The organism is Rhizobium ecuadorense (genome assembly GCF_001187535.1).
Lineage (GTDB): Bacteria > Pseudomonadota > Alphaproteobacteria > Rhizobiales > Rhizobiaceae > Rhizobium > Rhizobium ecuadorense.
Genome location: NZ_LFIO01001733.1, coordinates 44,685 through 60,654 on the forward strand (window position 1 = coordinate 44,685; position 15,970 = coordinate 60,654).

12 protein-coding genes are annotated in these 15,970 nt (G+C 63.2%); 10 read left to right on the forward strand and 2 right to left on the reverse strand.

The features are described from left to right. Window positions 1-62: 62 nt before the first annotated feature. From tpiA to AF337_RS33460, 3 genes are all read left to right on the forward strand, one after another. Window positions 63-833, forward strand: a complete 771-nt coding sequence (gene tpiA, locus AF337_RS33450; protein ID WP_049735415.1) for a triose-phosphate isomerase — start codon at window positions 63-65, stop codon at window positions 831-833. Window positions 834-973: 140 nt separating this feature from the next. Continuing rightward, a complete protein-coding gene (gene secG / locus AF337_RS33455; RefSeq protein ID WP_049735416.1) occupies window positions 974-1,522 on the forward strand; it encodes a preprotein translocase subunit SecG in 549 nt (182 codons plus the stop codon). A 144-nt stretch (window positions 1,523-1,666) separates the two neighbouring features. Further along, window positions 1,667-3,295: a CTP synthase gene (locus tag AF337_RS33460; protein ID WP_012557733.1), complete on the forward strand. Its 1,629-nt coding sequence runs from the start codon at window positions 1,667-1,669 to the stop codon at window positions 3,293-3,295. A 248-nt stretch (window positions 3,296-3,543) separates the two neighbouring features. Here the strand turns inward: AF337_RS33460 and AF337_RS33465 are convergent, their stop codons facing one another. Beyond that, window positions 3,544-4,521, reverse strand: a complete 978-nt coding sequence (locus AF337_RS33465; RefSeq protein ID WP_160320413.1) for an AraC family transcriptional regulator — start codon at window positions 4,519-4,521, stop codon at window positions 3,544-3,546. 503 nt (window positions 4,522-5,024) lie between these two features. Between AF337_RS33465 and AF337_RS33470 the strand changes: the two genes are divergently transcribed. The 3 genes from AF337_RS33470 (at window position 5,025) to AF337_RS33480 (ending at window position 8,825) form a co-directional block, all read left to right on the forward strand. Next, the gene (locus AF337_RS33470) at window positions 5,025-6,659 is read left to right on the forward strand and encodes an arylsulfatase (protein ID WP_082336899.1); all 1,635 of its coding nucleotides are present in this window, start codon (window positions 5,025-5,027) and stop codon (window positions 6,657-6,659) included. Between the two features lie 85 nt (window positions 6,660-6,744). Beyond that, window positions 6,745-7,749, forward strand: coding sequence for an HAD family hydrolase (locus tag AF337_RS33475; protein ID WP_049735419.1), 1,005 nt, complete (start codon window positions 6,745-6,747; stop codon window positions 7,747-7,749). Between the two features lie 164 nt (window positions 7,750-7,913). Continuing rightward, window positions 7,914-8,825 (forward strand): formylglycine-generating enzyme family protein, encoded by a 912-nt coding sequence (locus tag AF337_RS33480; RefSeq protein WP_049735420.1) that lies wholly within the window; start codon window positions 7,914-7,916, stop codon window positions 8,823-8,825. A 124-nt stretch (window positions 8,826-8,949) separates the two neighbouring features. Here the strand turns inward: AF337_RS33480 and AF337_RS33485 are convergent, their stop codons facing one another. Then, entirely contained in the window at window positions 8,950-10,038 is a 1,089-nt protein-coding gene (locus tag AF337_RS33485) for a citrate synthase/methylcitrate synthase (RefSeq protein WP_049735421.1), read from the reverse strand. 83 nt (window positions 10,039-10,121) lie between these two features. Here AF337_RS33485 and AF337_RS33490 point away from each other — a divergent pair, with 83 nt between their 5' ends. From AF337_RS33490 to AF337_RS33505, 4 genes are all read left to right on the forward strand, one after another. After that, window positions 10,122-11,267, forward strand: a complete 1,146-nt coding sequence (locus AF337_RS33490; protein WP_049735422.1) for a citrate synthase — start codon at window positions 10,122-10,124, stop codon at window positions 11,265-11,267. Between the two features lie 125 nt (window positions 11,268-11,392). Beyond that, window positions 11,393-11,911 carry a FecR domain-containing protein gene (locus tag AF337_RS33495; protein ID WP_049735618.1) on the forward strand — a complete coding sequence of 173 codons (519 nt, stop codon included), beginning with the start codon at window positions 11,393-11,395 and terminating at the stop codon, window positions 11,909-11,911. Between the two features lie 4 nt (window positions 11,912-11,915). Beyond that, window positions 11,916-13,772: a CHASE2 domain-containing protein gene (locus tag AF337_RS33500; protein WP_049735423.1), complete on the forward strand. Its 1,857-nt coding sequence runs from the start codon at window positions 11,916-11,918 to the stop codon at window positions 13,770-13,772. A 99-nt stretch (window positions 13,773-13,871) separates the two neighbouring features. After that, on the forward strand, window positions 13,872-15,872 hold the full coding sequence (locus AF337_RS33505) for a DEAD/DEAH box helicase (RefSeq protein ID WP_049735619.1): 2,001 nt from the start codon (window positions 13,872-13,874) through the stop codon (window positions 15,870-15,872). The last annotated feature ends 98 nt before the right edge of the window (window positions 15,873-15,970 follow it).

Below are 15,970 nucleotides of genomic sequence, written 5' to 3' on the forward strand. Positions count from 1 at the left end.
GCTTTTCTTTACCGCGCGCTTTTGATATGGCCCAAGGCCTACGCAGAATTTGGAAGGCTGGCATGACACCTGACGTGCGCCCGCTTGTGGCGGGAAACTGGAAAATGAATGGCATGCGTGCCTCCCTGGATCAGATCAAGGCGATCGCCGAGGGCGTTTCCTCGCCGCTTGCCGACAAGGTCGAAGCGCTGATCTGCCCGCCGGCGACGCTGCTCTACGTGGCAACGGCGCTCTGCACCGACAGCCCGCTGGCGATCGGCGCTCAGGATTGCCATCAGAACCCGTCGGGTGCGCATACCGGCGACATCTCGGCCGAGATGATTGCCGATTGTTTCGGCACTTATGTCATCGTCGGCCACTCCGAGCGGCGCACCGACCATGCCGAAACGGATCACCTGGTCCGCGCCAAGGCGGAGGCTGCCTTCGCCGCCGGGCTGACGGCGATCATCTGCATCGGCGAAACGGCCGATGAGCGCCGCACAGGCCAGGCGCTCGACGTCATCAAGCGTCAGCTTTCCGCCTCGGTTCCGGACGCCGCCACCGCCGAGAACACCGTGATCGCCTATGAGCCGATCTGGGCGATCGGCACCGGAGTGACGCCGACGGCGGGCGATGTCGAAAAGGCGCATGCCTTCATGCGTGCCGAACTCGTGGCCCGCTTCGGCGGTGAAGGCCGCAAGATGCGTCTTCTCTATGGCGGCTCGGTCAAACCGGCCAATGCCGGCGAGCTGATGGGCATCGCCAATGTCGACGGCGCGCTGATCGGTGGGGCGAGCTTGAAAGCGACCGACTTCCTCGCCATCTACCGTGCCTATGAGGCGCTGCTCGCCTGAGGCATTGTTTTTATTCCCGGGTTATTCGTTTATCCCGGGGCTTATTCCGGGCCGAAGGGCTTGGAATAGATGAAAGCCTCATGTAAAGAGCCGCCAGAATTCTTAACTTTGTCCGTCTCCAGGCGGGCAGGACTGGACCCATGCAGACCGTATTGATTGTCATTCATCTCATGATCGTGCTCGCCCTTGTCGGCGTCGTGCTCATCCAGCGCTCTGAAGGCGGCGGCCTCGGCATTGGCGGCGGTTCCGGCTTCATGTCGGCGCGCGGCACGGCCAATGCGCTGACGCGCACGACCGCGATCCTTGCGACCCTGTTCTTCATCACCTCGCTCGGCCTCGGCATTCTGACCCGTTACGAAGGCCGTCCGAGCGATATTCTCGACCGCATTCCGGCAACGGGCGGCCAGGGCAACGGCATTCTCGATTCGCTCGGCGGCGGCGCGCAGGCTCCGGCCAGCCAGCCTGCCGGCAACGGCGTTCCGAGCAGCGGCGCTGCGACGCCCGCACCGCAGGCTCCCGCCGCTCAAGCTCCGGCAGCGACTGCTCCGGCCAGTGCGGTTCCGGCAACGACCGCTCCGGCGGCTCAGGCTCCGGCTGCCACCGAACCTTCAGCGACTGCCCCGGCAGCGCCCGCAACTCCGGCCGCGCCGGCACCGGCTCAGCCCGCCGGCGTCCCGACGGGACAGTAAACCGGTCTTCGACATAAACCGCCGGCAGGCCCTCGGGTCTGCCGGTTTTCTTTTGTTCAGATTCCTTCGCCACGCTTCGAAAATTCCGGAAAAGAATTTTTGGGGCTGGTGGAATCGTTTTTGAAAAGGTATCCGGTGAATCCCATGGCGCGATACGTATTCATCACTGGCGGCGTGGTTTCCTCCCTCGGAAAAGGAATTGCGGCCGCGGCTCTCGGAGCGTTGCTGCAGGCCCGTGGATATCGGGTGCGGCTTCGCAAGCTCGACCCCTATCTGAACGTGGACCCGGGCACGATGAGCCCGACCCAGCACGGCGAGGTCTTCGTCACCGACGACGGCGCGGAAACCGATCTCGATCTCGGCCACTACGAACGCTTCACGGGGCGTTCGGCGACCAAGACCGACAACATCACCACCGGCCGCATCTACAAGAACATCATCGACAAGGAACGGCGCGGCGACTATCTCGGCGCGACGGTGCAGGTCATCCCGCACGTCACCAACGAGATCAAGGATTTCGTCATCGAGGGCAATGACGATTACGACTTCGTCATCTGCGAGATCGGCGGCACGGTCGGCGACATCGAGGCGATGCCGTTCATGGAGGCGATCCGCCAGCTCGGCAACGACCTGCCGCGCGGCACGGCCGTCTACGTCCACCTGACGCTGATGCCCTATATTCCGGCAGCCGGCGAACTCAAGACCAAGCCGACCCAGCATTCGGTCAAGGAACTGCAGGCGCTCGGCATTCATCCCGATATCCTGTTGGTGCGCGCCGACCGCGAAATTCCGGAAGCCGAGCGCCGCAAGCTGTCGCTGTTCTGCAACGTGCGCCCGTCGGCCGTCATTCAGGCGCTCGACGTCGCCAACATCTACGATGTGCCGATCGCCTACCACAAGGAAGGCCTGGATGACGAGGTGCTCGCAGCCTTCGGCATCGAGCCGGCGCCGAAGCCGCGTCTCGACCCCTGGGAAGAGGTCTGCAACCGCATCCGCACGCCTGAGGGCGAGGTGACGATCGCGATCGTCGGCAAATATACCGGCCTCAAGGATGCCTATAAATCGCTGATCGAGGCGCTGCATCACGGCGGCATCGCCAATCGCGTCAAGGTCAAGCTCGAATGGATCGAGTCCGAGGTCTTCGAAAAGGAAGATCCGGCGCCCTATCTGGAAAAGGTCCACGGCATCCTCGTGCCCGGCGGCTTCGGCGAACGCGGTTCGGAAGGCAAGATCCACGCCGCCCGCTTCGCCCGCGAACGCAAGGTGCCGTATTTCGGCATCTGCTTCGGCATGCAGATGGCGGTCATCGAGGCGGCGCGCAATCTCGCCGACGTGTCCGGCGCTTCCTCGACCGAATTCGGCCCGACCAAGGAGCCGGTGGTCGGCCTGATGACCGAATGGGTCAAGGGCAACGAGCTGCAGAAGCGCACGGCAGCCGGCGATCTCGGCGGCACGATGCGTCTCGGCGCCTATAAGGCAGCGCTGAAGAAGGGCACGAAGATCTCGGATATCTACGGTTCCACCGATATTTCCGAGCGTCACCGCCACCGCTACGAGGTCAATGTCGACTATAAGGACCGACTCGAGAGCTGCGGCCTCGTCTTCTCCGGCATGTCGCCGGATGGCGTGCTGCCGGAGACGATCGAATATCCCGATCATCCGTGGTTCATCGGTGTGCAGTATCACCCGGAACTGAAGAGCCGGCCGCTCGACCCGCATCCGCTGTTTGCCAGCTTCATCGAAGCGGCAACGGAACAGAGCCGCCTCGTCTAACCGCAATGACGATCCAGATCGCGCGATTTCAAGCGCGATCTGGGCAAGTACCTGTGGTGCTCTATTTTGCCGGCATAGCCCCACGGATCATCTGGGCCACTGTCTGCGATGCCGAAGACAAAGTTTTTCCGGCGAAATGACGGTCCATTGAATCCACTGCCTCCTTGCACACGGATCCCCGAAACTTTCCCGGTGAGTGTGGTCATCTGTGCGACAGTGTCGTTCCAAGCCACCGAAGCTGGTCGCGCCTAATGGGGGCCGGAGTCGCGGAACGCCTTCCTGAGCGTATCGGATGGGTGCTCGCCGAAAGTGCTGTAATAGTATCTGGCGAAGTGCCCGAGATTGCTAAACCCGCAGGCGTAGGCGACCGACGTTACACTCGTTGTTGAACTCGGGCTCGCCAGCATCGCCTTGGCGTTACGCATGCGAACCTGCTTGACGAAAGTCATCGGAGAGACACCGCGACCCTTCTTGAAAGCATAAAAGAGACTGCGAACGCTTGCGTTTGCAACCAGAGCCAGAGCCTCGATGGTCAGCGGCTGATCCCAGTTCTGCCGGATATATTCCTCCACCCTGCGCACTTGCCACGGCGCCGATGCGAGGGGCTGCTTGTTGAGTAGGTGACTATAATTATGGTGGTTGCTGCAAAGGAAGGCGACGAGGAGCGCTTGCTCAAGTTCGGCCAGGACGAGCGGCGGAAGCGAAGCGTCTTCGCGGTCGAGCTCTCCGATCACAAACTCCAGCAGGCGGAACTGGGCGGCAGAAGCCTGGGAATCCGGTGCTATGTCGGTCACCATCGTCAACGGTGGATCGACAGGGCGGCCGATTAACGCGCTGAGCTTCCTGATCAATGCTTGCGGCTTGATCCTCACGATCAAATGCTCGAAGTCCGGTGAGTACCTAAGTCGCACCTCGGCGCCCACCCCTGTTACCAAACCACGACGGCGGGAGACGGTCGTCTCTGAGCCGTCGACGACAAAACTGCCATCCCCTCGAAGTGGAAAGCCTTGAAGATAAAAATCCCCATGCGAAAGGGATGCCTCAATCGAAGAACCGTATCGAGCAAAGCTCAGCCCGACATCGTGCAGCTCGCAGTGATTGAGGTGTCCCTCGAAATCCTGCTGCGCTACGCGGCCTATATCGAGTGACCGGACCGAGAACATACCCGACAGACGCTGGCGAAGCTCACCAATGTCGCGGGTTCGGACAGCCGAAAATCGGCGCAACGGATCTTTCCGAGCGTGGGGCATAGCACAGCCTCTCACAACAGCAAATTTCGGCCCTGCAGTTTTGGGCTAAATTCTGCACCCGCAGAGTAGCGCAACATTGCGGCTTCGGGAACAATGCTTCGCGCGCGAATGGTTGTCGACCCCCCAGACGTGACGACCTACTGCTTTTGTTGGACTGGGCCGGTCTCGAAGATAGGGCGTTTTCCGCTCCCGGAGGCGATGTATCGATCGCTTGGCGCAGTGCTCACAATCCTCGTCTGAATCGCCCAGCAGCCTGGCTTCATACAGATGTTTCCTAGACCTGTGCGCTTGCCTCTATGACCGAGTTCCCAATTGCCAGGCAATTAATTCACGCAATTTTTGCGTTTTAGGGCCGAGCATTGCACTCCCTGAGTAGCTCCGGCGGGTAAGCGGCGGGCAAGGTGTGCATCGAACGTAGCTGCGTTGGACGCGTCCGGCGCACGTCGACGAATTTCAACGCGTCGAAGGAGGAGCGCGCCATGAGCAAGGAAGTTCCAGCAGATATCACAGGACGGAAACATCAAACTCAACCGGGGTTGAGGCGTCGCGATCTGTTGCTGAGCGGTGTCTCGCTGCTTGGCGCTTCAGCACTATCTTCGAGTGTGCTGAGCAGTCTGAGTACGCCGGCAAAGGCCCAGACCGCAACCAGACCGCCGAACATCCTGATCCTGTGGGGTGACGACATCGGCTATTGGAACATCAGCGCCTACAACCAGGGTATGATGGGCTACAAGACGCCGAATATCGACAGGGTCGCGAACGAGGGTGGGCTCTTCACCGATTATTATGGTCAACAGAGCTGCACCGCGGGAAGGGCGGCGTTCATCACCGGTCAGTCGCCATACCGCACGGGATTGTTGAAGGTCGGCCTGCCGGGGGCCAAGGAGGGAATGCAGGCGGAAGATCCGTCACTCGCGGATCTGCTCAAGCCGCTCGGCTACATGACCGGACAGTTCGGCAAGAACCATCTCGGCGACCTCGATGAACATCTCCCGACCGCCCACGGCTTTGACGAGTTCTTCGGCTCTCTCTACCACCTCAATGCGGAGGACGAACCTGAGAATCCGGACTATCCCAAAGACCCGGCCTTCCGGGAAAAATTCGGCCCACGGGGAGTCCTCCATTCCTATGCGGACGGCCGCATCGAGAATACCGGCCCGCTCACCAGGAAGCGCATGGAGACGATCGACCAGGAGGTCACCGATGCCGCGATTGGTTTCCTGAAGCGCGCCAAGGAACAGGACAAGCCGTTCTTCCTGTGGTGGAACTCGACCCGGATGCATATCTGGACGCGGCTCAAGGCCGAGAGCCAGGGCAAGACCGGCCTTGGGATATATCCGGACGGGATGGTCGAGCACGACGCCCAGGTTGGTGAGATGCTCAAGGCGCTTGATGATCTCGGCCTGTCGGAAAACACGATCGTCATGTATTCGACCGACAACGGCGCCGAGAAGTTTACATGGCCGGATGGTGGCCAATCACCGTTCCGCGGGGAAAAGAACACCAATTGGGAGGGCGGCTACCGGGTTCCGGCCATGGTTCGCTGGCCGGGGGTGATCCAGCCCGGGACTGTCTATAATGACATCGTGGCGCATGAAGATTGGATACCCACTCTCCTGGCCGCGGCCGGCGAACCGGAGATCAAGGAGAAGCTCCTCAAGGGTCACACGGCCGGTGCCAAGACCTTCAAAGTGCACCTCGACGGCTACAACATTACCGACTACCTCTCCGGGAAAGGAGAGGACCCGCGCAAGGAATTCATCTATTTCGTCGACGATGGTTCGCTTGTTGGCCTTCGTTATCAGCAGTGGAAGATCGTCTTCGCCGAACAACGCGAAGAGGGCCTCAATGTCTGGCAAGAGCCTTTTGTGCCGCTGCGCCTTCCCAAGCTCTTCAATCTTCGCTCCGATCCATTCGAGACGGCCGACCATGAGGGCATGGATTATGAACGCTGGCGTGTGGAGCACCTGTTTGTAGTGGTGCCGGCGCAAGCCTATGTCGCCAAGTTCTTGGAAACGTTCAAGGAGTTCCCACCCAGGCAGAAGCCCGGAAGTTTCTCGATCGACCAGGTGATGGAAAATATGCAGGGCGCAGCGGCGGGGGGTGGTAACTAGCGCAGCTTCCTGGATTCGTAAGCGGCGGCGGGTCGATAGCCCAACCAGTTGAGCCGGTCGTCTCTTCTTAACATGGAGAGGTCCAATGGAATCGTTCCTCCGCATTTTTGCGCTTCTGATCCCAATCTGGGTCAGCTTTGCGGCCTTGGCATCTCCGGCAGCGGCGCAGACTGATCTGCTGCCATCATGGAACGACGGCGCGTCGAAGCAGGCGATCCTCGATTTCGTTGCAGGGGTAACGGCAGAAGGTGGGCCAGACTATGTCGTGCCGGAGGAGCGCATCGCGGTGTTCGACAATGACGGCACCCTTTGGGCTGAACAGCCGCTCTATTTCCAGGTTTTGTTCGCCATTGACCGCGCAAAGGCGCTCGCACCGCAGCATCCGGAATGGAAAGACAAGGAGCCCTTTGCCTCCCTTCTGAAAGGGGATGTCAAGAGTGCCCTCGCAGGTGGCGAGCATGCGATTGTCGAATTGGTTGCGGCAACGCATTCAGATATGACCACGGAAGAGTTCAACAGCATCGTAAAGGATTGGCTTGCTAGAGCGCGGCACCCGAAAACCCAGCGTCAATATACCGAAATGACCTATCAGCCGATGCTGGAACTGCTCGCGTTCCTGCGATCGAGTGGCTTCAAGACCTTCATCGTCACGGGCGGCGGTATCGAATTCGTCCGCGCCTTTGCGGAGGACACGTATGGAGTCCCGCCTGAGCAAGTTGTCGGCAGCGCCGGCAAGACCAAATTCGAGACCCGCGATGGCAGACCGGTGCTGATGAAGGAGCCGGGGGTCGATTTTGTCGATGACAAGGCTGGCAAGCCTGTCGGCATCCAGCGGCATATCGGTCGTCGACCGATTGCTGCCTTCGGAAACTCGGACGGCGACTTGCAGATGCTGCAATGGACGTGCACAGGGTCCGGCCTCCGCTTCTGTCTTTATGTTCACCACACCGACGGCGAGCGTGAATGGGCCTATGATCGCCAGTCAAGCATTGGTAGGCTTGACGAAGGGCTGGACCAGGCCGCGGCCAATGGCTGGACGGTCGTCGATATGAAGAAGGATTGGAAAAAGGTATTCGGTTTTGAAAAATGAAGCGATCATCAATCCAACGAGTTGCTTCTTCGAAAACGGGCGAATCCGGCCCGCTGCCGGCAGGTCGCAAGAGCTGAGCAATGAGTAGCGTAACGAGAACCGAAACGCAGGTCTCGAACCCAACGGCAGCTCCTCGACCGCTCGGCACACCGCCGTTTCCCGGCATGGTCTGGATTCCTGGCGGAGAGTTTCTGATGGGCTCGGATAGGGCCTATCCGGAGGAGGCCCCGGCGCACCGGGTGCGAGTCGACGGCTTCTGGATGGATCGCTTCACCGTCACCAACCTTGACTTCGGGCGCTTCGTTTCGGCGACAGGCTACGTGACGCTCGCTGAGAAACCGGCCGACCCAGCGAACTATCCGGGCGCCAAGCCAGAGATGCTGGCGCCTTCTTCGATCATGTTCAAGAAGCCTTCAGCACCCGTCGATATGCACGACCACTACAACTGGTGGGTCTATGTCCGCGGCGCCAACTGGCGCCATCCACGTGGTTCGGCGAGTTCCATCAGGAAGCTTGGCGACCACCCCGTCGTGCACGTGGCCTACGACGATGTCGTGGCCTATGCCAAATGGGCAGGCAAGGAGCTGCCGAGCGAAGCGGAATGGGAGTTTGCCGCTCGGGGCGGTCTTGACGGCGCCGAATACGTCTGGGGCGACGAGTTGACTCCAGGAGGCAATCACATGGCCAATATCTGGCAAGGAGACTTCCCGTACCGGAACACCTCGGCGGACGGCTTCGAATATACCGCGCCGGTCGGCTCGTTCCCGGCCAACGGCTATGGACTGTACGATATGGCAGGCAATGTCTGGCAATGGACGACCGACTGGTATCAGGATCACGGCCGGATCGAGAGTCCTTGCTGCACCGCAGCCAACCCGCGCGGTGGCGAGCGCGAGGGGAGCTACGACCAACTCCAACCGAACATGAGGATTCCGCGCAAGGTCACCAAGGGCGGTTCGCATCTTTGCGCGCCTAACTACTGCCGACGTTACCGGCCCGCAGCACGGATGGCGCAGGCCATCGACACCTCTATCTCGCATCTTGGATTTCGCTGCATCGTGCGGCCGGAGAGCTGAGAGTGATGGCCGTGTATGCGGCATTCAGAATTCAAAGAGGTGCCGGCTGTTGGTCGGCATCGGTACTGATGACATGCAGCAACCTCCGGGCGGCAGGGACATGCCCCGCCGCCCATTTCAGTCTTCAGGCCGCGGCCGGCAGCGGGCCGATATAGACCGAGCGTGGGCGAATCAGCCGACCGTCGAGCGCCTGTTCGCGGGCATGCGCCAGCCAACCGACGGTGCGGCCGATCGCGAAGACGCCGGTGAAGGTCTCACGCGGGAAGCCGAGCGTTTCCAGCAGCAGCGCGGTATAAAATTCGACATTGACGTCGAGCGGCCGGTTCGGCTTGCGCGCCTTCAGGATCGCCAAGGCGGCAGCTTCCACGGCTTCAGCCAGCGCGCCGCGGGCGCTGTCGACCTGTCCTGACGCAATCAGCGGCTTCAGCGCGCCTTTCAGCGCATCGGCGCGCGGATCGCGGACGCGGTAGATGCGGTGGCCGAAGCCCATCAGCCTTTCGCCGCGATCAAGCGCTTCGCCAATCCATGGCTCGGCATTCTCAGCGGTTCCGATCGCGTCCAGCATGTCGAGCACCGGCCCGGGCGCCCCGCCATGCAGCGGTCCCTTCAGCGCGCTCAGCGCCGCCAGCACCGAGGAGGTCAGGCCGGCCTGTGTCGAGGCGATGACGCGCGATGCGAAAGTCGAGGCATTGAGGCCGTGGTCGGAGATCGTCACGAGATAGGTATCGAGCGCCGCCGTCTGCTCCCTGGTCGGTAATTGTCCGGTCAGCATGCGCAGGACATCGGCCGCCTGCGACAGCGCCGCGTCGGGCGTGATCGGTTTTTCTCCGCGCTGCAGGCGCAGAACCGCCGGCAGGAAGACCGCAGGCGCCGCGAGAAGGCTCAGCGCGGTATCAAAATCCTCGCCATCGGGCAGCCGGGCGATCAGCGCCCGCATCGCATCGACCGGCGGCAGCGCCAGCAGGGAGGTATCGGCGGTCCCGACATGGTGGAAAATCCCGGCTCGTGCTTTCGCCAGCCATTCGCGCAATTGCGCTTGATCGAAGCTCCGCTCCATCAGCCCGTCGAGCAGCAATGCGGCGACACCTTCATAGCTGCAGTCTGCGACCAGATGGTCCAGCGAGACGCCGCGGATGATCAGCCGCCCCGCTTCGCCATCGACATCCGAGAGCTGCGTTTCGGCGGCAATGACGTCTTCCAAGCCATTTTTCATGTTGGTTCTCCTTTACCACTGCGATGATCCGACCTAGTCTCATTGACGTCAATCTTGATGCAATTGATCAATATGAGGCTCCGATGCCGTGGCTGACCGCCGAGGAAGCGCTGCAGGCGCTGAAGACCAAGCCGCAGACGCTCTATGCTAATGTCAGCCGCGGGCGCATTCGCGCCAAACCCGATCCCGCCGACCCGCGCCGCAGCCTCTACCAGGCGACCGATGTGCAGCGGCTGGCCGAACGCCATGCCGGCCGGCGCAAGGCTGAAACGGTTGCCGCCGAGACGATCCGCTGGGGCGACCCGGTGCTGTCCTCGGCGATCTCCACCATCATCAATGGACGGCTTTTCTACCGCGGACGAAACGCGGCCGATTTCGCCGAGGCGGCGACGCTGGAGCAGACAGCGGTATTGCTCTGGAACGGTGCGGAAGCATTCGCCTCCGTCACCGCAACAGGGCATGCGGCTCCATCGCTTCAGGCCGCATTCCTGGCGCTGGCTGGGCGGGTGACATCGGATCTGCCGTCGCTCGGCCGCTCGCAGGCAGCCCTTCGCAGGGAAGCAAGCGGGGTGCTCTCCACGGTCGCCGATGCACTGGCGCCGGGGCCTTCGGATTGGCCTCTGCATCTGCGGCTTGCGGAAAGCTGGCAGCGGCCGGATGCTGCCGATTGCCTGCGCCGGGCGCTGGTGCTGCTTGCCGATCACGAACTCAACGCCTCGACCTTTGCGGCACGGGTCACGGCATCGGCGGGTGCTACCCTTTCGGCCGCCGTGCTGTCCGGTCTGGCGACGCTGACCGGGCCGCTGCATGGCGCCGCCTGGCAGGGCGTCGATACCTTGATCGAGGCCGCGGCCAGCCTTGGCGCCGAGCAGGCGATCCGCCGTACGCTTGCCCAGGGCCATCGCCTGTCGGCCTTCGGCCATCCGCTCTATCCCGACGGTGATATCAGGGCTCTCACACTGCTTTCGCATTTTCCCCTGCCACAGCCGTTTGCCGAACTCAGGGAAATCGGCGAGGAGATGGTCGGCGACAGGGTCAATGTCGATTTCGCGCTTGCCGCAATGGCCGCCGCGTTCGATCTGCCGCGGGAGGCGCCGATCATCATGTTCTCGCTTGCCCGTTCCGCCGGCTGGCTGGCGCATGCGATGGAGCAGATCGACAGCGGCGAATTGATCCGGCCGCGGGCGCGTTATGCCGGACCGGCGCCCGAAGTGAGCGGCAGCGCTTAACGAGCGCACCGGTTTGCTTTTTTTGCCTAGGGAAATACCCGATTTCGGCTATCATGCCCGACATGGAAGAAGACGGTTGGCGGGCGCTTTCGAAAACGCTGTCCGCACGGTCATGGGGGCTTTCCATGAATATGACCTTTCGCAGCCTGCTTGCCGCCGCACTCGCTGTCGGCCTCATTCCGAATGGGGCGGCCTTTGCGCAATCTGCCGGCTGCACAATCGCGCGTGACGCCAGCGCCCGCCAGGTGTTCACGTGTCCCGGCGGGGTAAAGATTAAGGCCGAGGCCGGCGCATCCTTCAGCCTTACCGACCGCAACCGTGACGGCAGCCCCGATTCGGCGTCGCTGCGGCGCAAGGCGATCCTCGTCGATGTCGACAGCAGCCAGCACGCCGGCGGTTTCCAGGTGGTGACGCCGCAGGCGATCGCTGCGGTGCGCGGCACGCAATGGGCAGTCGACGTCGCGGCCGGCAAGACCTCGGTGCTGGTCGTCAGGGGCAGCGTCGCGGTCCGCCGGCCTGCTGGCGAGCAGGTTGTGCTGTCGCCGGGCGAGGGCGTCGACGTCAGCGGCGGGACCGAATCGCTCGTCGTGCGTCGCTGGCCGGCGCCGCGCGCCGCCGCCCTGCTTGCTCGCCTCGGCCAATAAATCCATGAACCATCGCCTGCAGACGGTGATTGCGCTGCTGCTCGCCGGTCTTTGGGGGGCGGCGCTGGGTCATGCCAATCTCAATGGCGGAAGCGGTCTTCTCGATCGGATGGAGGCGTCGCTTGCCGATATCCGCAGCGTCGTCATCGGGGCAAAGACGCCGCCGCCTGTCGTCTCGATCGTTGCAATCGACGACCGCACCGCCGCCACCCACGGCTATCCTCTTGATCGGGCCACGCTTGCGCGCCTCGTCGGCGCAATCACTGCCTTGAAGCCGAAGGCGCTGGCGCTCGACATTCTGCTCGTCGATCCGGGGCCGGAGGAGAGCGACGCGGCGCTGGCTGCCGCCCTTGCCCAAGGGCCGAGCGTGATCGCCGCCGCGGCCACCTTTGCCAGGAGCAGCCAGGAGGTCGCCGATGGGGCGAACGATCCGCTTGCCGCTATCCCCGAGGCAAACCAGCTTCTGTTGCCGCTTCCTCGCTTTACCGAGGCGGCCGCGGTCGGCATCGTCAATGTCGCAACCGACCAGACCGGCACGCCGCGCTTCATCCCGCTGATTTCGCGCGGCGCGGATCGGCTGGATCCGGCCTTTCCGCTGCGCGCCGCTTCGGTGGCGCTCGGCGTCGATCCCAGCATCGAACCTGGCGCCATCATGCTCGGAAAACTGCGCATTCCCACCGATATCGGCCAGCGCCTGCCGGTGACCTTCTATGGCGGGCATGGCAGCATCGCCACATCAAGCGCTACTGATGCGCTGGATGGCAAGCTTTCTGGCGATGCCGTTGCCGGCCGCATCGTCGTCATCGGTTCGACGGTCACCGGCGGCGGCGACGTCTTCCCGACGCCGTTCGACCCCGTCATGCCTGGTGTCGAGGTGATGTCGACGGCGATCACGCATCTCGTCAGCGGCGACGGCATGGTGCGCGACCACAGGATACGCCTGATCGACGCCGGCACCGCCGTCGGGCTGCCGCTTGTGCTCGTTGCGTTCATCGCCTGGCGGCGGAGTGCCGCGGGCTATCTCATCATCGTACTGACGCTGATCGTCTGGGCAGTGCTCAATCTGTCGGCCTTCGCGCATGGCTACTGGCTGAGCGCGGCGCTGCCGATCGCCGCAGCGCTGCCGCCGGCGCTGATCTTCGGTGCGGCCGAACTCTGGCTCGATCGCGGCCGCGCCCGCCATTTCGCCGAGCAGAGCGCGCTGCTGCAGCGCATCGAGGCGCCCGGCCTCGGCGAGTGGCTGGCGCGCGATCCGAATTTCCTCGCCCGGCCGGTGCGCCAGAACGCCGCTGTCATCTTCATCGATCTCTCGGGTTTCACCGGCCTCAGTGAAAAGCTCGGACCGGTCAAGGTCAGCGAGGTGCTGAGCGGTTTCTTCGAACTGATCGACGAGGAGGCGCGCGCGCACGGCGGCGCCATCACCAGCTTCATGGGCGACGGGGCGATGATCCTGTTCGGACTGCCGGAGCCAGCCGATGATGATGCCGCCCGGGCGGCAGCCTGCGCCGTCAGCCTGTGCGAGCGCACCCGAGGCTGGCTTCAGGCGCATGCGGGCTTTGCCGAGAAGAAGATCGGCTTCAAGGTCGGCGCCCATTGCGGGCCGATCGTCGCCTCGCGTCTTGGGACCGGCGACCGGCAGCAGATCACAGCGGCGGGCGACACCATCAATGTCGGCAGCCGGCTGATGGAGGTGGCCGCCCACAATGGCGTCGAGCTGGCGCTGAGTGCCGAAATCGTCCGCGCCGCAGGCCCCGACAGCGCGCTGCTGCAGGCCGGCCGGATGGAGGGGCCGTTGGAAACGACGCTGCGCGGCCGGGCAAGCCATATCGACGCCTGGCTGTGGCGCAGCCGCACGCTTTGACAATCGCCGCGGGAGCGGCTAGGAACGGCGCAAATACCCCGCCGGCTGGCTCCGGCCATGGCGCATTTCGCGCCTGACAGCTCCGAAAGATCGAAACCCATGACAGAATTCAACGGCGTCGTTCCGGCGATCGCCAAGGCGTTGCAGAAGCGCGGTTACGCCGAACTCACCCCGGTCCAGAAGGCGATGCTCGATCCTGATCTCGCCGCCTCCGACGCGCTGGTTTCGGCCCAGACCGGCTCCGGCAAGACCGTCGCCTTCGGCCTGGCGCTGGCGCCGACGCTGCTCGAGGGCGGGGAGCGCTTCGGCAATGCCGGCGCGCCGCTTGCGCTTGTCATCGCCCCGACGCGCGAACTTGCCCTGCAGGTGAAGCGTGAGCTCGAATGGCTCTATGAGATGACCGGCGCGGTGATCGCCAGCTGCGTCGGCGGCATGGACATCCGCAGCGAACGCCGTTCGCTCGAACGCGGCGCCCATATCGTCGTCGGCACGCCCGGCCGCCTCTGCGACCATATCCGCCGCAGGGCGCTCGACATGTCGGAACTGAAGGCCGCCGTGCTCGACGAAGCCGACGAGATGCTCGATCTCGGCTTCCGCGAAGACCTGGAATTCATTCTCGATTCGGCGCCGGACGAGCGCCGGACGCTGATGTTTTCGGCAACGGTGCCGGCCGCGATCGCCAAGCTTGCCAAGAGCTACCAGCGCAACGCCGTGCGCATCAGCACCGCGGCCGAGGAAAAGCAGCATATCGACATCGAATATCGCGCGCTGATGGTCGCCCCGAGCGACCGCGAGAACGCGATCATCAACGTGCTGCGCTATTACGAGGCGACCAACGCCATCGTCTTCTGTTCGACGCGCGCTGCTGTCAATCATCTCACGTCGCGTTTCAACAACCGCAATTTTGCCGTCGTGGCGCTTTCCGGCGAGCTGACGCAGAACGAACGCAGCCATGCACTTCAGGCGATGCGCGACGGGCGCGCCCGCGTCTGTATTGCGACCGACGTTGCTGCCCGCGGCATCGACCTGCCGGGCCTCGATCTCGTCATCCATGCCGACCTGCCGACCAATCCGGAAACGCTGCTGCACCGCAGCGGCCGCACCGGCCGGGCCGGGCGCAAGGGTATCAGCGCCATGATCGTGCCGCTGAATGCGCGGCGCAAGGCCGAGCGCCTGCTCGAGAATGCCGGTATTTCGGCCGCCTGGGCACGGCCGCCGTCCGCCGAAGAGGTAAATGAGCGCGACGACGAGCGGCTGCTCGCCGATCCGATCTTCAGCGACGCGCCGCAAGAGGAAGAACAGGGGCTGGTGCAGCAGCTGCTTTCCAGCCACGGTGCCGAAAAGCTCGCCGCCGCTTTCCTGCGTCTTTACCGCACCAATCATTCGGCGCCGGAGGATCTGATCGAGGTCACCGTGCAGGACGGGGGCAGCCGCAAGCGCCGGGATAATGCCGAGCCCTACGAGCCGGCGCAGAAGGGACCGCGCGAGGATTTCGGCGCCAGTGTCTGGTTCTCCGTCTCGGTTGGGCGAAAGCAGAATGCCGAGCCGCGCTGGCTGATCCCGATGCTCTGCCGCAACGGCAACGTGACCAAGCGCGAGATCGGCGCGATCAAGATGCAGCCCGAGGAAACCTTTGTGGAGATCGCGGCAGCGAGTGCCGAAAGCTTCCTGGCGGCGATCGGGCCGAACAAGGCGCTCGAACGCGGCATTCGCGTGACCAGGCTTTCCGGCACGCCGGATTTCAGCAGGGCGCCGTCGCCGAAGCCCTACGCCGGCAAGTCGTCGCGTGACGAACGGTCGGGCGACACGTTCCGCGACGAACGCCCGAAGAACAAGTTCGGCAAGGGTGCGGGCGGCGGATATGCTGCGGCCGACAATAGCGGCCCGCAAAAGCAGGATAGCAAGCCCTGGAGTAAGAAACCGGGCAAGCCCGGCTTCGATGGTCCGAGATCAGATAAGCCGAAGTTCGACAAGCCAAAATACGACAAGCCAAAATTCGAAGGCGGGAAATCCGAAGGCGCCAAATCCGAACGCCCGAAATACGAGGGCAAGGGCGGCGCCGGGCCGAAGAACAAGTTTTCGAAGAAGAAGCCCGGCTGATTTCGCCACAGCCCTTCGCCGGTTCAGGCGGCGGGCTTTATCTGACTGTTGGCCGGCAAGCGGAATGTCTCGACACCGGCATGCCGCATCTCGCCATG

Bases quoted from the DNA above. Each gene is read 5' to 3' on its own strand.
- tpiA (WP_049735415.1), top strand. From the start codon at position 63: ATGACACCTGACGTGCGCCCGCTTGTGGCGGGAAACTGGAAAATGAAT.
- secG (WP_049735416.1), top strand. From the start codon at position 974: ATGCAGACCGTATTGATTGTCATTCATCTCATGATCGTGCTCGCCCTT.
- AF337_RS33460 (WP_012557733.1), top strand. From the start codon at position 1,667: ATGGCGCGATACGTATTCATCACTGGCGGCGTGGTTTCCTCCCTCGGA.
- AF337_RS33470 (WP_082336899.1), top strand. From the start codon at position 5,025: ATGAGCAAGGAAGTTCCAGCAGATATCACAGGACGGAAACATCAAACT.
- AF337_RS33475 (WP_049735419.1), top strand. From the start codon at position 6,745: ATGGAATCGTTCCTCCGCATTTTTGCGCTTCTGATCCCAATCTGGGTC.
- AF337_RS33480 (WP_049735420.1), top strand. From the start codon at position 7,914: ATGGTCTGGATTCCTGGCGGAGAGTTTCTGATGGGCTCGGATAGGGCC.
- AF337_RS33485 (WP_049735421.1), bottom strand. From the start codon at position 10,038: ATGAAAAATGGCTTGGAAGACGTCATTGCCGCCGAAACGCAGCTCTCG.
- AF337_RS33490 (WP_049735422.1), top strand. From the start codon at position 10,122: ATGCCGTGGCTGACCGCCGAGGAAGCGCTGCAGGCGCTGAAGACCAAG.
- AF337_RS33495 (WP_049735618.1), top strand. From the start codon at position 11,393: ATGAATATGACCTTTCGCAGCCTGCTTGCCGCCGCACTCGCTGTCGGC.
- AF337_RS33500 (WP_049735423.1), top strand. From the start codon at position 11,916: ATGAACCATCGCCTGCAGACGGTGATTGCGCTGCTGCTCGCCGGTCTT.
- AF337_RS33505 (WP_049735619.1), top strand. From the start codon at position 13,872: ATGACAGAATTCAACGGCGTCGTTCCGGCGATCGCCAAGGCGTTGCAG.